General features: G+C 50.8%; 23 protein-coding genes. 11 read left to right on the top strand and 12 right to left on the bottom strand.

The genetic code is table 11. The annotated features are described in order from the left end of the window. Positions 1–25 precede the first annotated feature (25 nt). Positions 26–748, top strand: coding sequence for a response regulator transcription factor (locus AC50X8_RS05740; RefSeq protein WP_081418667.1), 723 nt, complete (start codon positions 26–28; stop codon positions 746–748). A gap of 155 nt (positions 749–903) precedes the next feature. Then, positions 904–2,196 carry a putative bifunctional diguanylate cyclase/phosphodiesterase gene (locus AC50X8_RS05735; protein ID WP_056031837.1) on the top strand — a complete coding sequence of 431 codons (1,293 nt, stop codon included), beginning with the start codon at positions 904–906 and terminating at the stop codon, positions 2,194–2,196. A 275-nt stretch (positions 2,197–2,471) separates the two neighbouring features. Here AC50X8_RS05735 and AC50X8_RS05730 read toward each other — a convergent pair whose 3' ends face one another. The 6 genes from AC50X8_RS05730 to AC50X8_RS05705 all read right to left on the bottom strand — a co-directional run bounded on the left by AC50X8_RS05730 (position 2,472) and on the right by AC50X8_RS05705 (position 5,879). Next, positions 2,472–2,690 (bottom strand): hypothetical protein, encoded by a 219-nt coding sequence (locus AC50X8_RS05730; RefSeq protein ID WP_046229519.1) that lies wholly within the window; start codon positions 2,688–2,690, stop codon positions 2,472–2,474. 127 nt (positions 2,691–2,817) lie between these two features. Beyond that, positions 2,818–3,456 carry a TraX family protein gene (locus AC50X8_RS05725; RefSeq protein WP_056031833.1) on the bottom strand — a complete coding sequence of 213 codons (639 nt, stop codon included), beginning with the start codon at positions 3,454–3,456 and terminating at the stop codon, positions 2,818–2,820. A gap of 62 nt (positions 3,457–3,518) precedes the next feature. Next, the gene (locus tag AC50X8_RS05720) at positions 3,519–3,827 is read right to left on the bottom strand and encodes a hypothetical protein (RefSeq protein WP_494879026.1); all 309 of its coding nucleotides are present in this window, start codon (positions 3,825–3,827) and stop codon (positions 3,519–3,521) included. Between the two features lie 295 nt (positions 3,828–4,122). Continuing rightward, on the bottom strand, positions 4,123–4,662 hold the full coding sequence (locus tag AC50X8_RS05715) for a superoxide dismutase family protein (protein WP_081418713.1): 540 nt from the start codon (positions 4,660–4,662) through the stop codon (positions 4,123–4,125). A gap of 351 nt (positions 4,663–5,013) precedes the next feature. Then, on the bottom strand, positions 5,014–5,289 hold the full coding sequence (locus tag AC50X8_RS05710) for a hypothetical protein (protein WP_056031823.1): 276 nt from the start codon (positions 5,287–5,289) through the stop codon (positions 5,014–5,016). Between the two features lie 170 nt (positions 5,290–5,459). After that, on the bottom strand, positions 5,460–5,879 hold the full coding sequence (locus AC50X8_RS05705; protein WP_494879025.1) for a hypothetical protein: 420 nt from the start codon (positions 5,877–5,879) through the stop codon (positions 5,460–5,462). Positions 5,880–5,913: 34 nt separating this feature from the next. On the opposite strand from AC50X8_RS05705, the gene AC50X8_RS05700 reads away from it, so the two are divergent. Next, on the top strand, positions 5,914–6,051 hold the full coding sequence (locus tag AC50X8_RS05700; protein WP_494879024.1) for a hypothetical protein: 138 nt from the start codon (positions 5,914–5,916) through the stop codon (positions 6,049–6,051). A gap of 3 nt (positions 6,052–6,054) precedes the next feature. Here the strand turns inward: AC50X8_RS05700 and AC50X8_RS05695 are convergent, their stop codons facing one another. Both AC50X8_RS05695 and mscL read right to left on the bottom strand, forming a co-directional pair. Then, a complete protein-coding gene (locus tag AC50X8_RS05695; RefSeq protein ID WP_494879023.1) occupies positions 6,055–6,687 on the bottom strand; it encodes an NUDIX hydrolase in 633 nt (210 codons plus the stop codon). 113 nt (positions 6,688–6,800) lie between these two features. After that, positions 6,801–7,307 (bottom strand): large conductance mechanosensitive channel protein MscL, encoded by a 507-nt coding sequence (gene mscL, locus AC50X8_RS05690; protein WP_056031811.1) that lies wholly within the window; start codon positions 7,305–7,307, stop codon positions 6,801–6,803. Positions 7,308–7,784: 477 nt separating this feature from the next. Between mscL and AC50X8_RS05685 the strand changes: the two genes are divergently transcribed. The 4 genes from AC50X8_RS05685 (at position 7,785) to AC50X8_RS05670 (ending at position 13,155) form a co-directional block, all read left to right on the top strand. Next, positions 7,785–9,452 (top strand): ATP-binding protein, encoded by a 1,668-nt coding sequence (locus tag AC50X8_RS05685; protein WP_494879022.1) that lies wholly within the window; start codon positions 7,785–7,787, stop codon positions 9,450–9,452. A gap of 89 nt (positions 9,453–9,541) precedes the next feature. Further along, positions 9,542–10,312, top strand: a complete 771-nt coding sequence (locus AC50X8_RS05680; protein WP_056031802.1) for a sporulation protein — start codon at positions 9,542–9,544, stop codon at positions 10,310–10,312. A 630-nt stretch (positions 10,313–10,942) separates the two neighbouring features. Beyond that, positions 10,943–12,073 carry a DNA alkylation repair protein gene (locus AC50X8_RS05675; protein ID WP_494879021.1) on the top strand — a complete coding sequence of 377 codons (1,131 nt, stop codon included), beginning with the start codon at positions 10,943–10,945 and terminating at the stop codon, positions 12,071–12,073. Next, positions 12,070–13,155 carry an FUSC family protein gene (locus AC50X8_RS05670; RefSeq protein WP_494879020.1) on the top strand — a complete coding sequence of 362 codons (1,086 nt, stop codon included), beginning with the start codon at positions 12,070–12,072 and terminating at the stop codon, positions 13,153–13,155. Before AC50X8_RS05675 ends, AC50X8_RS05670 begins: the two co-directional genes overlap by 4 nt. A 107-nt stretch (positions 13,156–13,262) precedes the next feature. Here the strand turns inward: AC50X8_RS05670 and AC50X8_RS05665 are convergent, their stop codons facing one another. The 3 genes from AC50X8_RS05665 to AC50X8_RS05655 form a co-directional block, all read right to left on the bottom strand. Then, positions 13,263–13,595: a transposase gene (locus AC50X8_RS05665; protein ID WP_442952506.1), complete on the bottom strand. Its 333-nt coding sequence runs from the start codon at positions 13,593–13,595 to the stop codon at positions 13,263–13,265. Positions 13,596–13,665: 70 nt separating this feature from the next. Then, positions 13,666–14,268: a TVP38/TMEM64 family protein gene (locus AC50X8_RS05660; RefSeq protein WP_056031795.1), complete on the bottom strand. Its 603-nt coding sequence runs from the start codon at positions 14,266–14,268 to the stop codon at positions 13,666–13,668. Positions 14,269–14,411: 143 nt separating this feature from the next. After that, positions 14,412–16,430: a Na+/H+ antiporter gene (locus tag AC50X8_RS05655; RefSeq protein WP_494879019.1), complete on the bottom strand. Its 2,019-nt coding sequence runs from the start codon at positions 16,428–16,430 to the stop codon at positions 14,412–14,414. A 220-nt stretch (positions 16,431–16,650) separates the two neighbouring features. Between AC50X8_RS05655 and AC50X8_RS05650 the strand changes: the two genes are divergently transcribed. Then, positions 16,651–17,628, top strand: a complete 978-nt coding sequence (locus AC50X8_RS05650; RefSeq protein WP_494863864.1) for an aldo/keto reductase — start codon at positions 16,651–16,653, stop codon at positions 17,626–17,628. Positions 17,629–17,650: 22 nt separating this feature from the next. Here AC50X8_RS05650 and ilvA read toward each other — a convergent pair whose 3' ends face one another. Next, positions 17,651–18,919: a threonine ammonia-lyase IlvA gene (ilvA, locus tag AC50X8_RS05645; protein WP_081418665.1), complete on the bottom strand. Its 1,269-nt coding sequence runs from the start codon at positions 18,917–18,919 to the stop codon at positions 17,651–17,653. A gap of 361 nt (positions 18,920–19,280) precedes the next feature. Here ilvA and AC50X8_RS05640 point away from each other — a divergent pair, with 361 nt between their 5' ends. From AC50X8_RS05640 to AC50X8_RS05630, 3 genes are all read left to right on the top strand, one after another. Continuing rightward, on the top strand, positions 19,281–20,120 hold the full coding sequence (locus AC50X8_RS05640) for a hypothetical protein (RefSeq protein WP_235533076.1): 840 nt from the start codon (positions 19,281–19,283) through the stop codon (positions 20,118–20,120). Positions 20,121–20,240: 120 nt separating this feature from the next. Beyond that, positions 20,241–20,693 (top strand): flavodoxin, encoded by a 453-nt coding sequence (locus tag AC50X8_RS05635; RefSeq protein ID WP_056031783.1) that lies wholly within the window; start codon positions 20,241–20,243, stop codon positions 20,691–20,693. 61 nt (positions 20,694–20,754) lie between these two features. Continuing rightward, entirely contained in the window at positions 20,755–21,546 is a 792-nt protein-coding gene (locus AC50X8_RS05630; RefSeq protein ID WP_494863865.1) for a hypothetical protein, read from the top strand. Positions 21,547–21,643: the final 97 nt, after the last annotated feature.

Here is a 21,643-nt window from a genome sequence, read left to right as displayed (position 1 = left end):
TCAATCCCAATAAGGGGTGACGCCAGTGTATAAAGTTATAGTTATAGAAGATGACGTCATGATGAGTGATATGCTGTCTATGTATTTGTCAGAGGAAGGCTATTCTGTCAAACAAGCGGGATTGGCAAATGACGGCTTGCGTATTATTTCGGAATTCGAACCTGATTTGGTTTTGCTGGATCTTATGCTCCCGGATATGGATGGGATGGAGATATGTGCATTGATTCGCGAGCGTTCGAATGTGCCTATTATGATTTTATCCATGAAAAATGAAGTGTCAGAACGAGTGCTGGCGTTGAAGTCTGGTGCAGACGATTATATGTGCAAGCCATTCAGCATGCACGAGATGACGGCGAGAGTCGAGGCCTTGATTCGCAGAGCTAATATTAAGCCGGCCGGAGCAGAGGTTGAGCAAGAGCAAGGCGAAGAGGAGCGGGATCCGATCCAGCTTGATTTTGAACGGAGATTGCTGCTTGTCAGAGGCATGCTGGTAGAAACAACATTTTCGGAATATGAAATTATGAAGCTATTTTTGGCGTATCCAGGCAAGGTATTCAGCAGGGAAGAGTTAATCAATGCCATTCGCGGCTTTGATTCCTTTGTCACCGACCGTGCTATTGATGTACACATTGTGAATCTGCGGAAAAAAATCGAGCAAAATCCAAAGGAGCCTCGTCTGATTCGAACGGTTTGGGGCTTTGGCTACAAGTACACAGCCCAGAATTCCTCAGTCAGCCAGGAGAAATAATAGCATGCATTTTTTAGGGACCGTCTGGCTTATGCAGACGGTTTTTTGTATGGAAAATGACATTCTAACAACTATCTAAAGGTAATTGCTGAAATTTCCTAATTATTGTATGAGAACATAGATTTAACTTACTATTGGATCGAAGGATGGGAAATATGAAGGAACAAGTCATTGCATTATGGCCTGCAAAGCTGAATGCCTGCCGCGAGCTGGGCCACATGCTGCTGCGAGTGCAAAATGCAAGCCATAAGCTTGCCGCGGTGCTGGTGCAGCTTGACCATTTTTACCGCATCATCGGAGCTCGAGGATTGGACTATGGTAGCGAGGTGATACAGCAGATTGAAGAGCGGCTGGTGGCGGCTGGAGCGGACCGGGCTGCAATTTGGCAAATGAGCGACAGTACTTTTTTGGTTGCTGTGGTGCTGGATGCTAATCAAGCGGATGGATATAGCCTGCTAGAACGTTTCAAACGAATGGTGCAGCAGCCCGTAGGCTCTGGCTCCGATCGTTATCATTTAACTGCCAGCATTGGCGTGAGCCTGTTCCCGCAGGATGGTACGACAAGCGAGCAGCTCATTTGCCATGCGGAAACAGCACTGTATAGCGGTGTTTTAAAGGGAGAAGGCCAGATTTCCTATTATTCGCGGGCGGAAACAGAGCAAATTAATCGGCATTTTGAGCTGGAGGCTGCCATTCGAACGGCGCTGTACAAAGGGCAGTTTCACTTGAACTACCAGCCCATCTATCAAGTGAAAACGGGTAAGCTGCGGGGCTTCGAAGTGCTGCTGCGCTGGAATCATCCAGAGCTTGGCAACATTCAACCAGCTGAATTTATACCCTTTGCAGAAAAAAACGGCATGATATTGCCAATTGGCGCCTGGGTGATCAAGCAGGCCTGCCGCATGCTGGCCAGCCTGCCGGACCAAGCTGCACTGGTCATGTCCGTCAATATTTCGCCGACAGAGCTGGCAGACTGCGCCTATGCTGACATGGTGCTAAATACGCTGGAGGAGACCGGAATACCGCCGCATCGTTTGCAGCTGGAAATCAAAGAGGGCTATAATTATGCGAAATGCGAGCGATCCATTAAAGCCTTGACTAGGTTGCATGCAAGCGGTGTGCTGATCGCGCTGGATGATTTCGGTTCCATGCACTCGTCGCTGGCCAATTTGCAGCTGCTGCCGATTCATGCTTTGAAGCTGGATCGCTCCTTTGTTAGAGAAATCGATAAGGAAGGCGCTGAGCATCATATCGTGGAGGCAATGATTGGGCTGTTGCATAAGCTGGGCATTAGCGTCATTGCTGAAGGAGTCGAATATGTGAAGCAGTATGAGCTGCTGCGAGACTGGGGCTGCGATTACATGCAGGGATATTTGCTGGGCCAGCCCGCACAGCCAGATATGCTGGATTTATCGATGATTCGCAAGCCTGAACGAACAGGCGCATAGTCTTCTGAGATAGAGCTTGCCCAAGCGAAAGCGATAGGGCAGGCTCTTTTTTTTATTAGAATAAAGATCATGGTTCTAAACGCAACAAAGCCTCCAAATCCACTATCGCAGCGGTAGGAGGCTTTTCTAAACGATTGGAATAAATGAGTGATGCGATCCGTATATGCTTCGGTTCCATCGCGTACCGGTTTCGTCGATAAAAAGCGAAAAAATCGTTTACGCTTGTTTAGGTTGGGGATGATGTTCCTTTTAGTCCAGTGGGGGCTAGAGGGTGTTTAGCTAACTTCCAGATAAAGTTTAGTACCATCGCTGTATTGAAAAATAGCAACCTCACGTACGACTTCAACTTTAGAGATTCGTTTCCATTTTTTTCGAAAGTCGAAATTGAGTTCCATTTCACGCAGTTTATGATGAAGCTGCTCAACTGACGCGGCTTGTTCGTTAGTATAATAAACAGGTACAGAACGACTTTTGAAGGTAATGATTTTCATCATGACCTTGTCCACCTCCGATCGTTTTTTCCTATTCTATCCTAAACGTTTTAGCCGCTTATGAAACAGCCGTAAGAATATTGTTTAATTTGCTTATATATTTCTAACATATTGTGTCAGCTGGAAAACACTACTTTCCAGCTAGGATTACATACTGCAGTGCTGCAATAATGGCAAGATGCAACGGGTAAAAACTGCGCCATAGGCTGCGAGGAATTTTGATGGTATCGGCTGCTAGCAGCATGCTTGGCGAGTAGACAAGCAGCAAGGTTGCGACAACGCTGAACATCTGAATGCTCCAGCCCATGTAGAATAAATAAAAGAGGTTGAGCAGCAGGTGGGCCGGAGCCATACCGTGTTTCGGGACATAACGGTAGATGAGGACGAGCACTAGCAAATAAGCGCCGTAGCTGCATGGAATGACTTCGAGCAGCAGCAGCAGGAAGGCAGCCAGTGACACTTGAAGGGCAGGACTCGATCTCAACTGGTCCAGAAGCTTCAGGGACACGAGACAAACGAGCAGAGTGCCCACGGTGTTAATTTCCCAAGTGGCGAAGGCTAGAGAATATGGGATTTGCGACAAAGCCGCAATGGCCGTCATCCGCCATAAGTATTGGTTTATGTTTTTGGTGCGGAAATATCCAATGACAAGCGCATAAGCATAAAGCGGCATAGCAAGCCTGCCAATAATTCGCCATGTATCATCTTCGGGAAACCAGATCAATCCAATATGATCAAGCAGCATCGTAACCATTGCGATAATTTGCATATTCATCCCCCTAAGCTGTGACTATTATAGCATGGGGGTATGAACGGGAGAAGAACAGCGTTTTAGGTGTAAAGCAGGGTAATGACAAGCAGCTCGTAGAGAACGAGTGGTAGAATGGCGTTTTGTGGAGGAATGAAGGCGCGCGGGTCTTGCACGGTACAGTGCAAATACAGCAGGCAGCGGTCCACATGTGCAATATAGCCCTCGTATACATGGCCATCCATCGTATGCACGCGCACAGGCCTATGCATATGTCCGTGGCACAGACGATGAATCTGCTCTTGCACCTGTTGCACCATAGCTGTATGTTCAGGCTCTGCCTGGTACAACACAGCTGCCGCTTGCTCCGCTGCCTTTGATTGCTCTGACATATGAACATCGCTCCTTTGCCCCGCAGCATGCCAGCAGGGAGTCTCATCCTAAATTAAGCTATATGCGGGAGGGGCGGGGATGATGCTGGTTTTTAAGAAGGACGCGGGTCTGCCTTCCAATTATGAATGGAGAGAAGGACGTGATGGAACAGTTTATTCATCGTTATGGAAATGAAAAAAGCGCGGTGCTCTGAAAACCCAGAGCCCGCGCTTTTTTCATACGGTTGGAGTATCGTGTAATGATTTGTTTCATCGTAACGTATTAACCCGTTTTTCATCCAGCATCCTATTATCGCTATTTAATCACACCGCATGCGATGCGAGCGCCGGAATTGCCGGAAGGATCAGTGACGTAATCATCCGCTTTCTCGTGAATAACCAGAGCAGCGCCGCCTGATTTTATTAGCGAGTTAGGTTCGCCCTTGGCGAGCGTCACATTTTTCGAAATGATTTCGGCCTCTACTTTTCCAGACGCGTCAACTTGAATATTCGGCAAATCGCCAGAATGGAAGCCTTTGGGGTTGCTGAATCCGTGCTGCTTGCTTAGCGGATTGAAATGCGCCCCAGCGGTCGTAAATTCGGGAGCCTCGCACTTCCCCGTTTCGTGAAAATGAATGCCGTGCATGCCCGGTGCGAGCTGGTCCACCGCAAGGCGGATATGTACACCGTCAGCTTGCTCCTGCAGGGTTGCTTTGCCGATGACGGCTCCTTTGCTATTAATGAGGTCGAGCTTGATTTCCTCAGAGGGTACCGTTTTTCCAGCGGCATGGGCTAAGGGAAGGGAAGCGCCTCCTAGCGCTAAGCAGAGCGTTGTGATGCAGATTGTTTTTTGGATAAACACAAATTTTCCTCCATTTCCAGTGATGCCATTTAATATGTCCCGCTAATCGCCGGCCTATACGGAAATTAAGGAATAGCAGATATGTGTTTGTCGGGGAATACATGTCCATACCTCTTTACTCTATTTGAATATGATATAGCAGAAACCATGAGAGAGGTGGCATTTAATATGTCAGTAAAATCGAAGTTTCAAGTGAAAAACATTAAATCAGCATCGCGCCAATCGAAACGGGCTCGCACTTCTTCTTGTTCCTGTCAACGCCAAGAGTCAGCAAATGATAACAGAAGTAATGGTTGTCATCGCAGAGATCCAGCAGTTGAAGGAATTCAGGATGCAGGAAAAGAATTAAGCAAAATTTTCAAAAGACTGGAGCATGAAGAGGTTGCTGAGAGGCTGGTCAGAGCGATCCGCTGTCACGATGCTCGGGCGGTTCAGAACATTATCGGCTGCGATTGCCGAGTCGTTCACTTCTTCTGCACAGATCGTTCCGATTGCGTTAGAATCTGCTGTTCGTTTGGTAGAGACCACGCGGTTACAATCTCGTTTGACATTTGTATCAGAAGAGAAAACCGCAACCGTTTCTAGTCGCACGCAGAAGCCAAAATAAGCAAGAACCGCCAAGCCCCTCCGAGGGCTTGGCGGTTCTTGCTATGCTCTATGGCTCAAACGTGTTTCCATAGCTTGATAATCTGTCACCGCGCTTCGCGAATCAGCATACGATAGGACAGCAAGGTTAGGCCGACATAACGAGTATGGACAACAACTATAAATGGAGGGGACGAACGATGCCGCTAATCCCGAATTTCCCCGCGCCGCTGCTCCAGGAGCATGCCGTATGGCACCATACGCATCATGTAATACCCGGCACCATTCCGCCTCGCGGGTTCGGTGATCAATTTATGCGTTTTCACCGCGACTTCATTAACCGTGTGTACAGCTGGTATAACAGCCAAGGCTATGACACTAGGCTGATTGCGGCGTGGCCGGAAATCCCGGAAGCTATACGCCGCGCTCCTTGCTATAATCCGGCTGCGGAAAATCGCATTCGAAATAATCCGCGCTCCTTTGCTACGCTGGATGAGCTGGGCAGCTATATCGAATCCAGCGGCATTCATGGCTGTATGCATATGATTTCTGCCCAGCTGATGAACGAGCCGGAAATCAATGACTTTGACTTGGCGCCGCGCCATACGACGTTTTATCAAATTCACGGGTTAATTGACCAGTGGTATCGCAACTGGGAAAATGCTTGGGGCCAACGCGCTGACGCGAAAGGCCAAAGGCAAAGCCAGAGCCAAAGCCAAAGCCAGAACAGCCAGATTCAAAGTCAAAATCAAAGCCGCTCTGTGCGGCAGCAGCGTTCCACTGGCGTCGCTGCTTTAGCGGCTACGTGCAATCGCGCAAGGCGCGCATTACGCTTGCGTAATATTCCGCTTGGCGCGGCACGAACTGCTCCACCCGCACGCTCCTTACGGAAGGCGTCTGCCCGCCGTCCTGGCTTACAGCTACCCCTGATACCACGAGCTCCGACCGCTCGTTCTCGAACAGCTGGAGCAGCTCTTCCAGGTCGGCCTCGTACACGCCGGCCACCTCTTCGGCTTGCAGCTGTAATTCCATCAGCGGCAAGGAGCAGACGAAGCCGAACACATCGCTGACCTCACGGTCGATGAAACTGGCGCCGCCAGCCGTACCTACGGTATCCTCACGCAGCTGCCCAAGCGGGATCAGGTCGTCGAAGCTGGCGGTTACGCCAATCTCCTCCTGCAGCTCGCGTGCGGCGTCGCGCATCGTTTCGCCTGCCGAGAGATGTCCAGCGACGGTAATGTCATAGCAGTCCGGACAAGTATCCTTGATGGACTGCCGCAGCTGAAACCGGACGTAGCGGCGATCTTCTTCCTTGCGTGTGAGCCAGCAGTGAAAGGAGCGGTGCCAGTAACCCTTGGCATGCGTCTCCGAGCGTGTGGCTGTACCGATGTGATTCATCTGCTCATCATAAATATCGAAATATTCCTCTGTCATTGCACGAACTCCTTTGTATAAAAGATAGGGCAGTTTGCGCGTTTAGAGACTGCGACGAAATAAAGTACCGCTAATTTGTCGACAAAAGCGGGTACTCATTTCCTCGCAGCTCCTTAGTGAGAGCGTCCTGTATCGACAGCTTCAAGCTGGGACGTGCAGTGCTTGCAGCGAGTCGCTTTCAGCGGAATGCTGGACAAGCAGTAAGGGCAGTCTTTTTCCGTAGGAGCAGCTTCGGCGGGAGCCTCCTCGGTTTTGCTGCGGCGCAGCATATTAATGCCTTTAACGAGGAAGAAAATACAGACGGCTACAATAAAGAAATCCAGCATCACATTAATAAACTGACCATAGGCGATAACGGCAATGCCGTTTTTGGATGCATCGTCGAGCGATCGGATAACGGTACCGGCAGCCTCCAATTGCTCCGTATGCTTCGGATCGAGATTAATGAATAAGTCCTTGAAATTAACACCGCCCAAAACCCGTCCAATCGGCGGCATAATAATGTCGTTCACGAGCGAGGTGACAATTTTGCCGAAGGCTCCACCAATAATGACACCGACGGCCAGGTCAATAACGTTGCCCTTAATCGCAAATTCCTTAAATTCCTGTACAATTTTCATCATAAATCTCTCCTTTATAAAATAAGCTTGCCCGGAAAAATCGCATTAGCGAGCGCAGCAAAACGCAGCCATGCAAAAGCTCTGATTGCTCTTTATTGTATATAAAACAAGCCAGAAACACCATTCCTAAAGCAGCGGCATAAAAAGATAATACTAAAATTACATAAAATAACAATTTTCTTTGCCATTCCGAATACAGGTATTGACAGAGGCACGATGTGTTTTTTTGAAAAAAGGCCATGACTTCCCAGTCTGGGAGCGACTCTTGTTCGTCATTTTGCATCATTTTCTGCTTTTTTTGTGAAAAAAGATATGTAAAAAGAGAGGATTTTATTGGATATTGTCGAATTTCAGTATTGTGAGTAAATTACTGGATATTTGAGGAGTTTTATGAATCACCAATTCGTTATAGGGAATCCCTTTTTTACACTGTTTTCATTTATGATTGTTTGCTTTGCCTGTTTTACACTGTTCAGCATGATTGGCTACCCGCCGTCAGGCAAAAAAATAGTAGCGTTTAGCCGCAAGTTTGGCAGCTCTTTCGTATTTGGGCTAGGGGTTTGGGCGATGCATGTGCTAGCCATATTCGGTTCGACTTATCCATTAGTTCTGGATTGGACTATGCTTTACACTTTATTGTGCTGCATGGCTCTTACCTATGTTTCGATATCGGTATACGAATCTGTCTGGCCTGGGCCGGTTAGAAGGGCGTTAAGCAGCCTGCTGCTTGCTGTTGGCTCAACGATGCTGCATTATTTCAACCTGCTGGGGAGTCAGGTGAAAAGCTATGAGCTGGATCGCTATTTGTTCATGGTGTCGATCATGGTTGCTTTTTTCGGAGCGCTGGTCGCCTTTAATTTGTATGAAAGCAGGGGCAAGGATGGCAAGCTGATCAGCAGCCTCATTCTGGGGCTGTCGATGATTGTTATGCACACGATTGGCATGCAGGCGATGAAGGTGGAGTATTGGAACATCTACACGACCGATAGCATGAACGACTCGATGATGCTTATGTCGTTTTTGCTCGGCATTGCAACGATGCTCATATTGAGCTTCTGCTTGTCCACCTGGATGATCAGCCGCAAATACAGCATGGTCGATGCGAATTACAAGCTGCTGGTCGAAAACTCCCTGGATACGATTGCGATTATCAAAGCGGGGAAGTGGCAATATTTCAATCCTTCCGGACTGCGGATGTTTGAGGCAGACAGCGAGCATGAAATCATCGGCGAGTCGATCTACAATTTTCTTCATGAGAAGCATCATGAGGAAATTCGTCAATTGCTAGGCGAGGAGGAAAATGAGGATTTGCTGCGCCAAAAGCCAGTCGAGCTGGAGTGGAGAACGGTGCATGGCAAGCTGCTGCATACGGAATTGGTTCGAACGAGCACAAGCCACACGGGCAGCCTTGCTTATCAAGTCATTATCCGCGATATTTCGGAGCGCAAAAAGAATGAGGAGCTGCTGATTAATTCTGAGAAGCTGTATATTGCAGGCCAGCTGGCTGCGGGAATTGCCCATGAAATTCGCAATCCGCTCACCTCGCTGAAAGGTTTTCTGCAGCTCATTGCCTCTGGGCGCAGCAACAATAATTATTATGACATTATGAAATCCGAGCTGATACGGATCGAATCCATTGTGAGCGAGCTGCTGATGCTGTCCAAGCCTCAGGCTTATCAGCTGTGCTACCGGGATGTGCGCCAGATTATGGCGGAATCGGTGACGCTGCTGGAGACGCAGGCCATAATGCACAATATTGAAATCCGGGTGAATATGGCTGCGGAGCCGCTTTACGTCTTCGGCGTGGAAAATCAAATCAAGCAGGTATTTATCAATGTCATCAAAAATGCAATCGAGGCGATGGCAAGCGGCGGCCTCATTCGCATTACGCTTGAGCTTGCGCAGAAGGCGCGAATCATCATCCGCATTCAGGATGAGGGTCCTGGCATTGCGAAGGAGCAGCTGTCCAAGATTGGCCAGCCATTTTATACAACGAAGGATAGAGGGACGGGGCTTGGCCTAATGGTCACCTACAAAATCGTCGACAACCATCTCGGCAGCATCAAGGCGGACAGTATTATGGGGCAAGGTACGACCTTTATTATTCAGTTTCCCTACCGCAAGGACCCGGAAGAAAAGGCATGAATAATAAACAGCACAATTTTTGAAACGCGAGGATACGGCTCGACGTACAACCGAATAGCGAGAAAAAAATTATTCGGTGAGGTGTTCTTATGTTTAATCGGTTATTAGCAAGCATTGGCATTGGCTCGGCAAAAATTGATACTTTGCTGGAAAAGTCCCGTTATGCGCCAGGTGAAGAAGTGCGCGGCGTCGTGCAAATTCGCGGCGGCAGCGTGGAGCAGCGCATTGAGAAGATTGAGCTGTCCGTAATGACCGAATACATCCGCGAGAGCAATGACCAGAAGCACAGACATAACTGCGTCATTGGAAAATATCCGGTCAGCCAGCCGTTTGAGCTGAAAGCCGGTGAAAATCGCGAAGTGCCTTTTTCCTTTCAATTGCCTTTCCAAACTCCGCTCACATTAGGGAAAACGCCAATATGGGTGAAAACCGAGCTCGACATTCGCGGCGCCATCGATCCCGGCGATAACGATCGCATTGAGGTCGTGCCTAATGCAGCGATGGGCATGGTGCTGGGAGCGGTGGAGCAGCTAGGCTTCCGTCTGCGTGAAGCAGATTGCGAATACGCTTCGCGTTTGGGACGCTCGCTGCCTTTCGTACAAGAGCTGGAATTTGTACCGGCTGGAGGGCCGTTCCGCGGCAAGCTTGATGAGCTGGAGGTTATTTTCTATCCAGATGCCCATCAGGTGGAGCTGCTGCTGCAAATCGACCGCAAAGCGCGCGGTCTGGGCGGCTTCTTCGCTGAAGCGATGAATACAGACGAAACATTCGTCCGCGTCGCTTTTACGCAGGAGCATCTGCAAGCTGGTACGCAAGCGATTGCGAGCCAGCTCGAAAAAATAATCGCGCGCCACGCTTAACCGACAAGCGAAAAAGTCAGCTTCTTATTCATCGTTTCAGGGGGTTACTCCCAGCGCAAAGATAGACTTGGCGGACAGAGCAGCCGCTATTTCAACTGAATCACCAGGAAAGACACAGGTGGCGGACTCAGGAGCCGCTAATGCGCTGCCTTTAGCCAATTTCAAGGGATGATGAGCACGATAACGGATTTCCTGTCCGCTTATAGCCTGAAATCGGGTCAAAAGCTAGAATAACGGAACCTCAGTCCTCCAAAAAAGGAGCGAGCGTCCCGAATTGCGCGGTCGCAGTCAAAGCGGCTCCGTCACAGTGTTCTCAGTAACAATCGCACGCTTCGTTTCTCAAGCCTTGAAGCGTCAGATGAGCTTGGCCTCGATTAGGCTCTGGGCAAGGAGTAGCAGGGCTACTCCGGTTTGCATACACACCCTAATGGCGCCGAAGTAAAGGTGCCGAGCCCAGAAGCGCCATAGCAAAAGGCAGCAGCCTGCCCGCCGCGAGTTTATGACGCGGCGGGCAGGCTTTTTTTTCAATAGAAAGACAGGGCTAGGCGGTTTGATTAGTTGCTATTACTTCCGGTTGCGGGTTATGGCATAATAGATGGAGCATGAATGATTATACTGGAGGAGCTTACGATGGCAGAACCGCTAAAAGCCTTATACGATGGCTTATTTATAGAAAATTTCGGAGCGATGGTGCGCTCGGCTTTGCCGACTTTCGACTTGGCAGGCTTTGCGGCGGCAGTGCGGGCTGGAGAATGGGAGGAGCTGGCGCTCAAGGCGCGCTCACGCCGAATTACCGAAGCACTGGGCGATTTCCTTCCAAGTGATTACGAGGCCGCGCTTGATGTGCTGATTCAGATCGACTCGCAGTGCCGCGGCCTGCCTTATATTTTCTTCCCGGATTTTGTGGAGGTGTACGGAATGGCACCGGAGCACTTTGACCGGTCGATGCAGGCGCTGGCACGGTTCACCCGTTATTCGACGGGGGAGTTTGCCGTGCGCCCCTTTCTGCTTGCTGAGCCAGAGCGCATGATGCAGCAAATGCTGATATGGGCGGACGATGAGGATGAGCATGTACGCCGGCTGGCGAGCGAAGGGACGCGCCCGCGTCTGCCTTGGGCGCAGGCGCTGCCGATGTTCAAGCGCGATCCACAGCCGATCCTTCCGCTGTTGGACAAGCTGAAGGCCGATCCTTCGCTGTACGTCCGCAAAAGCGTGGCGAACAATCTCAATGACATCGCCAAAGACCATCCCGATGTGGTCGTTGCGCTGGCCCAGCGGTGGTCGGGCGACAATCCGCTGACAGACTGGATTATTCGGCGTGGCTGCCGCACGCTAGTCAAGCAGGCTAATCCGGCGCTGATGGAGCTGTTCGGCTATGCAGCTGGAGAAGGCGAAGAGGGCGAGGAGCGCGTACCATTGACGGTGCATGCCGAGCTTCGGGCAGTGCCTGCGGTCGTCCATATTGGCGAAGAGGCGAGGTTTAGCTGCGAGATGAAGCTGCGGGATGGAGACGCACTCAAGCTGCGCATCGAATACGGCATTGATTTTATTAAAGCTTCAGGCAAGCCTTCCCAGAAGCGTTTCCTGCTGTCTGACCGCGAGTATGGGGGAGGAGCGGAAGTCGCGCTGTCGCGTGTGCACCGCTTCGCCGATTTGACGACGCGCAAGCATTATCCAGGACTTCACCGCATTACGCTATGGGTAAATGGCGTGCAGGCAGCGGAGACGGAGCTGCAGCTGGAGGAGGCGGACAGCAAATGAATATTGGAGCTCGCGTGCTGAAGACCGGCTTGTCCGTTACGCTGGCGATTTTTCTGAGCCAGTTTTTCGGCTTTCCGTCCAGCCTCATTACGGCAGTAGCTGCTATTTTAACCATTCAGCCTTCCATCTACCGTTCCTGGCAGCAAATTCTCGATCAGGTTCAGACCAACCTGCTTGGCGCAGGAATCGCGCTTGCTGCGATGAAGGTATTCGGCCATACGCCGATTGCGGTGGGGCTCGTCTGTATCGCTGTTATCCTTATTTGTATCCGGCTGAAGATGGAAGCGACCATCGGAGTGACCCTCGTCATGGTTATCGCTATTATGGAAGCGCATGGACAAGGATTAGATGTGGCGCTGCAGCGATTTTTAATGGTGCTTACCGGCATGGGGGCCGCTTTTACGATTAATGTGCTCGTATTTCCCCCACGCCCGCGCAAGCAATTTACCGAGCAGGTGCATCTCGCTTATGGGCAAATGTCTTTGCTGCTGCGAACGGCGGTTTCGAACGAGATGAAGGAAAGCGTGTTCCGGCAGGAGAAGGAAACGCTGCATGTATCTGTGCGCAAGCTGGAGGATCGCTACACCTTGTTTGAGGAAGAGCGCAAGGTGCTCGCCCATGCCAAAAAAAGCCATGCCAGACAGCTGCTCGTCTCCAAGCAGACGATTAAGGCGCTGCAAAAGGGCGTTGATCTGCTTGAGGTTGTAGAGGAGCATTATTTTGCCGCCGCCGGTGCGGGGAAATGGGCGCAGCGCTTCGATAACCAGATCGAGGAGCTGACGAAATACCACGAATCGATATTGCTGAAAATCGAAGGCAAGATGAAGCCGAACCTGAGCTTCGAGCCGGAGGAGGAACGTGAAGCGCGCCTGATTACCGACCTGACGGATTATTTCCGCGAGGGGCGGGACGAGCATAAGCGGCTCGTGTTCGTCGCGTCGGCTATATTCGAATATGCCTACCATCTGCGGAGGCTGGAGAAGCTCGTGGATCAGGTTCAGCAGCGCGGCATGTCGACCGAGGAATGGAAAGCGGAAACGAACGCGAGCGGCAGAGAGGCTAAGGTCAGCGCCCAGGAGTAACAAAAAAACCGTCTCTTTTTCAAATGATTGATCATTTGACGAAGAGGCGGTTTCTTTTGCATGGCTATTTTTCACAGAGCTGCTGTAAGTCAATCTCAATCCATACGCTATTCGGTCTTATTGCTGCCTTTATGGCGTCTTGGATGCTGCATATGGGCTTCGGGATCATTGTCATCGTCTTTGGGAATGAGCCGCGGATCGGTCCGCCCTTCATGATGGTTGTCGAAGTCCAGCTCCACCAGCCGCCAAGTTGCCGTCCCCATCTGGGGATCGGCTGGAAACACCTCGCCGCGCTCCAGTTTCTCTTCACGATTCCACTCATTGCGGTATACACCCGCCACTTCTACAGGCTCGCCCGACATCGGCTCCATCTCATTGTGTTGATGCTGCTGCTCCTGGTCCAACTGCTGTTCGTTCATCGTATCTCCCTTTCCTGGCATGCATAGTCCGTCCAACATGACGGCGGGTCATTCTGCTATAGCATGCCTCGAAAGGGAATATATATGAGTGCTAATGAATATATCGTTTTTCCAGCCGCTTGCCACCGAACCACATCAGCACAATGACGATGCAGGCGACGACGATGCGCCAAGGCTCATGCGCGAAATTTCCAATATCAAAGCTGAGCAGCGACACGCATAAAATCATGACCGCCTTTCCGAGCAAGGTGGCGATGATGAACGTGCGGAATGGGACAGCGCTTAAGCCCGACACAATGTTAATGAGCGAGGACGGTGAAAAAGGAAAGCAGGCGAGCAGGAACAGCGGCGTAAAGCCGCGATGCTCAATCCATTCGAAGAAGCGGCCCGATTTCGGGAAGCGCCGCTCGACTTTGGCTTTGACATTTTTTCCAAGCTTGCGCACGACCCAGAAGACGCCGATGGCCCCAGCGGAAACGCCAATCCACGAAAAGAGAAAGCCGAACCATAGGCCGAAAATATTCGCATTCGCCGCCACAATCGCCAGCAGAGGCAGAAAAGGCAGAAAGGCTTCCAGCAGAGGCAAAAGGATGCCAAGCAGCGGGCCGAATTCCCGATAGCTTTCCAGCGTTCGCTGCAAATGCTCCAAATCCATATGCTTTATTTGTTCGATCCAATTTTGCAGCAACGCCATACGTTAACACCCTCACTCACTTGATCAAAATATCAGCCGTTCAAAGCGACATCGTATGGCTTAAACAATACCAGAAAATAGCGGTGGATGCCAAGCTCTCGCATGAGGAACAAGCCCGGACTCCTGACCGATCAGCCAGCTTGTTATCCTTCCTCCAAAATAGACGCCTCGCGGTTGCGGATAAACTGCCGCAGCTTATTGGCAATGTCCCGATTGATTTCCCCGCGCTCATACAAGCTTTGCACCTCGACTCGCTCCGCCTGAATCGCAACCCAATGCAAATCGCGCTGCACGTCGGCGTCGCCTCCATCCTTTTTCGGCGATCTCGGCTTTTGCAGCTTTTCCTTTATAAAATGGTAATGGCTGATCAGCTCGCTTCGTTCCTCCGAACCATGCTCGTCCAGCTGCTTGTCGAAAGTGCCGATAACCGCATCACAGGCTCGCAGCTTCAGCCTTCTCAGCGCCTCGCGATCGGATTGCCCCAGCTTGGCATGCGATTTGGTTTTTCTGAGGGATAACATCTCCAGCAGGGAATTCAACAGCTTCTTCATAATAATCGGCCAAAAGCTTCGGCGCCCTGCCAGCATTTGCTCAAGCTGCTCCAGGCTTTGCTCGAACAGCTCAAACTGCGGCTTGCTGATTTCATCCCGTGCCAGCATGCGGCGGGCAGCTTCCCGTTCGATACGGAACGCTTCAAATCGCATATCAATGATTCCCTCATCCGCTCGTTTCTTTGTCTGGGGCTTCTGAAGCTCCAGCATGCGGAACCAGCGCTCATATTCGGCAAGGACGGCAGAGGTTTCTGCTTCATTTTCCTTGCTCGCCGCCTGATGGATGGCTTCAATGGCCGCATTCATCATTTTGAGCTGCCCTTGGCGCTCTTTCTCCGTCCGTTTTGCTTCATTGCCCGTATCGCTGCTGCTTGCCAGAAGCGGGAGCACGGTGCTCGCCATGAGCAGCGATAACAATATAACCGCTGTCGCAATAAAAATGATGACATTCCGCTCAGGAAACGGATTTCCATCGATAAGAAACAGCGGAATAGAAAAGGCGCCGGCAAGCGTAATGGCGCCGCGTACGCCAGAAAGCGAGGTCATGGCCAAAATTTTAAACGACAGCTTCTCAGTCTGCTGCTCAGAGCCGAATAAACGGCCCCCTCTTGAGAAGGCGTACGTCCATAAAAACCGCAGTAGCAGCAGCATAACGAAAATCAAGCATGCATAACCCGTCACTCGAAGTGAGTTAATCGCGGGATTATCGAAAACGGTGCTGAAGACAACAGGGATTTGCAGTCCTAAAATAACAAAAACAAGCCCGTTCAATATGTACAAAATAACCGGCCATGTATGATCAGGCATCTCATCGTTCCGGGCCCGCGCCTTATCGTATTCATCGCGTTCGACGGCATGGACGACGCCCCCGGCTACAGCTGCCAAAATGCCGGATACGCCAAGATGCTCGCCGGTCAAATAAAGGACAAATGGCGTTAGCATATGAATAAGCATATGCAGCGTTGGATCTTCCAGACCTGACCTGCGCAAAACAGCGCGAAGTCCTGTAATCAGGAAGGCCAGCACGCAGCCGACCGCAAGGCCGCCAGTCGCAATAACGACAAAGCTGATGCTTGCTTTCGTTAAGGAAAAAGTGCCGTTTAGCGCAGCTGCCATCGCAAATTTAAAGGCGACGAGCCCGGAGGCGTCGTTCATCAGCGCTTCTCCCTCCAGCAAATGCCGCAGGCTCTTGGGCAGATTAACCCGCCCCGCTAAAGCATTGACTGCTACGGCATCGGTAGGGGAAAGCAGAGCAGCAAGCCCGAACGCTGCCGGCAGCGGAATGGACGGAATCATAAAGTGGATCGCATAGCCGATAAGAAACACGGTGACGAACACAAGGCCGACGGCGAGCAGAAAAATCGGAGCGCGAAGCCTCCATAATTCATTGCGCGGCGTATGCTTGCCATCGTTGTACAGCAGCGGTGCTACGAATAATATGAAAAATAGCTCGGGCTCCAGCGTCATATGGACGCCGGACGGAATAAGGGTAATCGCAATGCCAAGCGCAATTTGGATCAGCGGAACCGGCACAACCGGAAGATGGCGATTGATAATATTGGACAGCCCGATCAAAGCAAGCAAAATTATTATGGAAGAAAATATAGCCATGCCATCACCCTCTCTTGTAAACGACATTCAACTGCCGTTGTCGCTCATAACGGGCTTATTTTCGCCTGTGTATCAAAATTTTACCCATAATCCATCTAAATGCTTTCATTGGGGGATGAGCTGGTTTTGCATGCGCTTGCAGGTTGGTGGCGGAATTTTGATCATGTATAATAGGAAGGGTATGGCAATCATAAAAAAATTGAAGGAGTGACTTTCTTTTATGCAATACACTTATTTGGGTCAGTCGGGTTTGCGCGTTAGCCGCTTATGCCTTGGTACCATGAATTTTGGTGTGGATACAGATGAGAAGGAAGCGTTCCGGATTTTGGATGCTGCGCTAGATGCGGGCATTAATTTTATTGATACGGCAAACATTTATGGCTGGGGTGAAAACGCCGGACGTACTGAGGAAATTATCGGAAAATGGTTTAGTCAAGGCGGCGGGCGCCGTGAGCGCACCGTGCTGGCAACCAAAGTATATGGCGATATGAGTGATATTCATGATGGCCCGAACCGGGAAGCCGGCTTGTCCGCTTATAAAATTCGCCGCCATCTGGAAGGCTCGCTGCGACGTCTGCAGACGGATCATATTGAGCTTTATCAGATGCACCATGTGGATCGGAACGTACATTGGAATGAATTGTGGAGCGCTTTTGAAACGGCAGTCTCGCAAGGCAAAATCGGGTATGTCGGCTCCAGCAACTTTGCTGGCTGGGATATTGCGGTAGCACAGGGCGAGGCAAAGGCTAGAGGGATTTTGGGGCTCGTATCCGAGCAGCACAAATATAATTTGCTGTGCCGTCTGCCGGAGCTGGAAGTGCTTCCTGCATCGAAGGCGCTCGGTCTTGGCGTTATACCGTGGAGTCCACTGGATGGCGGGCTGCTTGCGGGAAATCACCGCCGGGATAATGGCGGACGCCGCAGTGGCGACACCAAACGTCTGGACAAGCATCGTGCGCAGCTGGATGAATATGCGAAGCTTTGTGATGAACTGGGTGAGCCTGAGGATCTCGTATCGCTCGCATGGCTGCTGGCGAATCCGGCGGTTACGGCTCCGATTATTGGGGTGCGTACGCTGGAGCAATTCGAGCGCTCGCTTCGTGCGGTTGAACTGGAGCTTGATAGCGCGACGCTCGCCCGCATTGATGAGATTTTCCCAGGGCCGGGCGGCGACGCACCTAAAGCTTACGCTTGGTAATCGGTGAATGAAAAGCCGTTCATCAAATTAATAAATTGAACAGCACAGGGTCTTTGTTCAGCTCGATGAAGGAGTAGCCTTTCATATGCATGCGGCTGATCAAAGGCTCATAGTCCTCGCGGTGCTTCAGCTCAATGCCGACGAGTGACGGGCCATTGTCCTTATTGTGCTTTTTCGTATACTCGAAGCGGGTGATGTCATCGGTCGGACCGAGCACATCATCGAGAAATTCTCGCAGCGCACCCGCGCGCTGCGGGAAATTTAGCATGAAATAATGCTTGTATCCCTCATAAATGAGCGAACGCTCTTTAATTTCCTGCATGCGGTCAATATCGTTATTTCCTCCGCTAATGACGCATACGACTGTTTTTCCGGCGATTTGATCCCTGAACATATCAAGCGCGGCAATGGGCAGCGCGCCAGCTGGCTCCGCTACAATCGCATTTTCATTATAGAGATCGAGCATGGTCGTACAAATTTTGCCTTCGGGAACAGGCACGGTATCATCTAGCAATTCGCGGCAGATCGCGAACGTCAGCTTGCCGATCCGCTTCACGGCAGCGCCATCGACGAATTTGTCGATATGCTCAAGCGTAACGACTTCCCCGGCATCGAGCGATTCTCGCAGCGACTGTGCGCCTTCCGGCTCAACGCCAATGACTTTCGTTTCCGGCGAAATGGCTTTTACATACGAAGCTACGCCAGCTGCCAGGCCGCCGCCTCCAACGGTTACAAACACAAAATCCGGTACCGTATCCGACGCTTCCATCAGCTCTTGTCCAACGGTGCCATTGCCGGCAATGATTTTCAAATCATCAAAAGGATGAACAAAAGCCGTTCCGCTGCGTTCGCTCTCCTTAATGGCTTCTGCATAAGCATCATCAAACGTGTCGCCGGTCAAAATAACTTCAACACTATCCCCGCCGAAGAAGGACACTTGATTCACCTTCTGGCGCGGCGTTGTGCTAGGCATATAGATTTTGCCTGGGATGCCGAGCGCATGGCAGGAGTAGGCAACGCCCTGCGCATGATTGCCTGCACTTGCGCAGACGACGCCAGCGGCAAGCCGCTCTGGCGGCAGCGAGCGCATAAGATGGTAGGCTCCGCGAATTTTAAAGGAGCGCACAATTTGCAGGTCCTCGCGTTTCAGCAGGACGTTGCAGCCGTAGCGCTCGGAGAGCACGCGGTTATATTGCAACGGCGTGCGGAGAATGACGTCTTTCAAATGCATTTGAGCATGAACGATATCTTCAAGCCCAACTCTAGGCGAATGTGATGATAAATATTCCATGTGCAGCCACCTTCCGGGATTAACATTTTGCGAAAGCTTCCGAACGCGCTGCGCCGCCAGAGGACGGCGACAGCCGTTTCACCTTTCAGCTTGCTTGTTGTTGCTCATTATAGCATTATCGCAGGCAATGCATAACCATGGAATTAAAGGGGAAGGGCTAGGTAGTATGGCAAAAGAATGAACAAAGGGCGAATGCTGGCGACGGCCCGGGATATTTTCCAATTCCGATAGATAATGATTGACATTAGGTATGAGAATAGCTATCATAAACTACGAAAGTGATAATCATTATCAGTTTGTCTACCTATACAATGATGAAAAATAATATACGATAGTATATATTGATGGAGCTGGTTTAATCGTGGCAGAGTTTAATCGCAAGGAGCATCAAATGAATGATGCGCCAGCCGAAACGGGCAAGCCGTGGAATTGGCAGCTGTTCCCGTTCTCATCAGTGAAGGCGGGCGAGGATGCGCTGTATGTGGCATCTGTCGGTTATGGCGTCTATCAGATTAACAGTGAAGAGCAGTGGATGAAGCTTGGCGCAGGGATGCCGCAATCGGCAATGGTTAATCGACTGCAGCTGCAAAGCAGCGTGCTTCATGCCTGTACGAGCGAAGGGCTTTATCAATATACGAATGGCGAATGGGTAAATGATGGTCTCGCCATTCCTTGCTATCAATACCGGATGCTTGGCGGCACGGGCTATGCTGCAACGGATTATGGGCTGTGGTCAAATTCGGGAAGCCGCTGGGAAAAGACAGCCTGCGCCGACAAGCGGGTATATGATTTCATGAACCTGCCGCAATATCTCGTCGTTGGCCATGAAAGCGGAGTCGCGCTGTACGACCGTTTTATGGATGAATGGTCCGAGTTTGAGCTGGACCGTGCGGTTACAAGCCTTGCTGTATACCGGGGCCATCTCATTGGCGTCAGTGATCGCGGCGAGCTGATGATTGGCGACAAGAAGGGGCGGTTCGACCGCATCCGCTTTAGCAAGCAGTTTATTTTCTCCATTGTTGCGAAGGGGAAAGATATTTATGTATGTACGGATAAAGGCTTGTTCCAGCTCGCTTATATCCGCAATCAGGTGACGCTGCTGTCTGTGAAGCTGGGTATTCCGGTAACGGATGTGGATCTGCAGGGCGACAATTTGTATATGGCAACGTTGTTTCAAGGTATTCAAATGTTGGATGCCTAGTTCATATAAATTTAGCCATTGGCGCGCGGAGGATAGGTTGCTCTCCGCCAGCTGATGGGAAATGAAGCGGCCGATTGTCCAAAATGGCGACGGCTATTTACACTTGGGAGGAATGTAAAGGTGTCAAAGGTAATTGTGGTATACGCGAGCATGACGGGAAATACAGAGGAAATGGCTGAGGCGATTGTTGCTGGAGCACAGGAAGCGGGCGTTGAAGTGGTATCGAAGGAAGCTTTCGATGCAAATGCAGCTGATTTGCTGGAGTACGATGGCATCATTATCGGCGCGTATACTTGGGGAGACGGCGAGCTTCCAGACGAAATTCTTGATTTCTACGAAGAGCTTGAAGGACTTGACCTCAGCGGTCGCAAAGCCGCGGTATTCGGATCGGGCGATTCCTCCTATCCCGTATTTTGCGGAGCGGTCGATACCATCGAAGCGAAGCTGCGGGAGCTGGGGGCGGAAATTGTATCCGAGAGCTTGAAGGTGGAATACAACCCTTCTGATGATGAGAAAGAACAATGCAAAAACTTAGGCAAGCAAGTAGCTGGCCTTGTAACCGTAGCTGGATAATAAACAGGGCAGCTATTGCTGCTTCTTTTGTTAAGACCTGAAAGAGAGAAGGTGGCCGATTATGGAGCAATCCGCAGCAGTAAAGCTGATTGAGGATTACAAGTTGGAAGAGCTGCTGCGCTGCCCCTATCGGTTCATAAAAAGGCAGACGGCGAAGAAACGGGCAGGCGAAGTGAATGGTCGCCAGCTTATGCAATTCGCTGTCAGCCATATTGTGAATGATTTTTATGAGCTTCCGCCCCAAGCCCGTACAGCCGATGTAGTAAAGCAGCTGGCAGAGCGCTGGTGGACAGCGCGAGTAGCTAAATTCGATAATGCCGAGCATTATTGGGATTCGAAGCTGCAAGCGGTTGCACATTTGACGGCATTTTTAATGGAGGAGCAAGAGGCGGCGCCGATTATCCGATTCGAGCAGCATCGCACCTTTGTGGAGCCGCTCGATATGGAGCTGACGCAAATTTTTCAAATTGTCGCCGAAGATCCGTACGGGACGAATACCGACTATATTGTGCAAAAGTTTGTTGTGGACGAGGATGAGGATGTCATCCTGACGTTCCAGCACATGACCGCCGTATTTTGTAACAGCGCCTTCGGCAAGCTGCCGAGCCGGATCGACGTCTTGTCGGTGATGAGCGGCCAGCGGATTTCCTATTATCCAAGCGGCGCAGATATTCCGCAGTCCTTGGATTATATGAGGCTCGTGCAGACTATGCTGCCCGAAGCCGAGCGGCTGCGCAAAAGCAACAATGCGGCGGAATGCCGGAGCTGCCCGCTGCGCAGCGAATGCTTCACCAAGACGGCTGAAGCAGCGGCCGAGGCCGTCCTGCAAAAGTCAGCCAGCCTTACTATGTAAGCTAGAGCATCGTTCGATGGTTCATCGAATGATGCTCTTTTTTCATGCCTGCTATCAGGTAGCACTATGAGCTGAAATACGCATTATACCGCGAAAA

It is taken from the genome of Paenibacillus sp. JT22N15 (assembly GCF_059383755.1).
Note: the sequence above shows the minus strand (reverse complement) of the source record. Positions and strands in the feature narration are given on the sequence as shown.

What these genes read in the sequence shown, in the direction of transcription:
- AC50X8_RS05660 (WP_056031795.1), bottom strand. Translation starts at nt 14,268, where the DNA reads ATGGCGTTGCTGCAAAATTGGATCGAACAAATAAAGCATATGGATTTG.
- ilvA (WP_081418665.1), bottom strand. Translation starts at nt 18,919, where the DNA reads ATGGAATATTTATCATCACATTCGCCTAGAGTTGGGCTTGAAGATATC.
- AC50X8_RS05685 (WP_494879022.1), top strand. Translation starts at nt 7,785, where the DNA reads ATGATTGGCTACCCGCCGTCAGGCAAAAAAATAGTAGCGTTTAGCCGC.
- AC50X8_RS05630 (WP_494863865.1), top strand. Translation starts at nt 20,755, where the DNA reads ATGGAGCAATCCGCAGCAGTAAAGCTGATTGAGGATTACAAGTTGGAA.
- mscL (WP_056031811.1), bottom strand. Translation starts at nt 7,307, where the DNA reads ATGAAAATTGTACAGGAATTTAAGGAATTTGCGATTAAGGGCAACGTT.
- AC50X8_RS05735 (WP_056031837.1), top strand. Translation starts at nt 904, where the DNA reads ATGAAGGAACAAGTCATTGCATTATGGCCTGCAAAGCTGAATGCCTGC.
- AC50X8_RS05720 (WP_494879026.1), bottom strand. Translation starts at nt 3,827, where the DNA reads ATGTCAGAGCAATCAAAGGCAGCGGAGCAAGCGGCAGCTGTGTTGTAC.
- AC50X8_RS05695 (WP_494879023.1), bottom strand. Translation starts at nt 6,687, where the DNA reads ATGACAGAGGAATATTTCGATATTTATGATGAGCAGATGAATCACATC.
- AC50X8_RS05725 (WP_056031833.1), bottom strand. Translation starts at nt 3,456, where the DNA reads ATGCAAATTATCGCAATGGTTACGATGCTGCTTGATCATATTGGATTG.
- AC50X8_RS05655 (WP_494879019.1), bottom strand. Translation starts at nt 16,430, where the DNA reads ATGGCTATATTTTCTTCCATAATAATTTTGCTTGCTTTGATCGGGCTG.
- AC50X8_RS05680 (WP_056031802.1), top strand. Translation starts at nt 9,542, where the DNA reads ATGTTTAATCGGTTATTAGCAAGCATTGGCATTGGCTCGGCAAAAATT.
- AC50X8_RS05650 (WP_494863864.1), top strand. Translation starts at nt 16,651, where the DNA reads ATGCAATACACTTATTTGGGTCAGTCGGGTTTGCGCGTTAGCCGCTTA.
- AC50X8_RS05670 (WP_494879020.1), top strand. Translation starts at nt 12,070, where the DNA reads ATGAATATTGGAGCTCGCGTGCTGAAGACCGGCTTGTCCGTTACGCTG.
- AC50X8_RS05665 (WP_442952506.1), bottom strand. Translation starts at nt 13,595, where the DNA reads ATGCCAGGAAAGGGAGATACGATGAACGAACAGCAGTTGGACCAGGAG.
- AC50X8_RS05730 (WP_046229519.1), bottom strand. Translation starts at nt 2,690, where the DNA reads ATGATGAAAATCATTACCTTCAAAAGTCGTTCTGTACCTGTTTATTAT.
- AC50X8_RS05700 (WP_494879024.1), top strand. Translation starts at nt 5,914, where the DNA reads ATGCTTGGGGCCAACGCGCTGACGCGAAAGGCCAAAGGCAAAGCCAGA.
- AC50X8_RS05675 (WP_494879021.1), top strand. Translation starts at nt 10,943, where the DNA reads ATGGCAGAACCGCTAAAAGCCTTATACGATGGCTTATTTATAGAAAAT.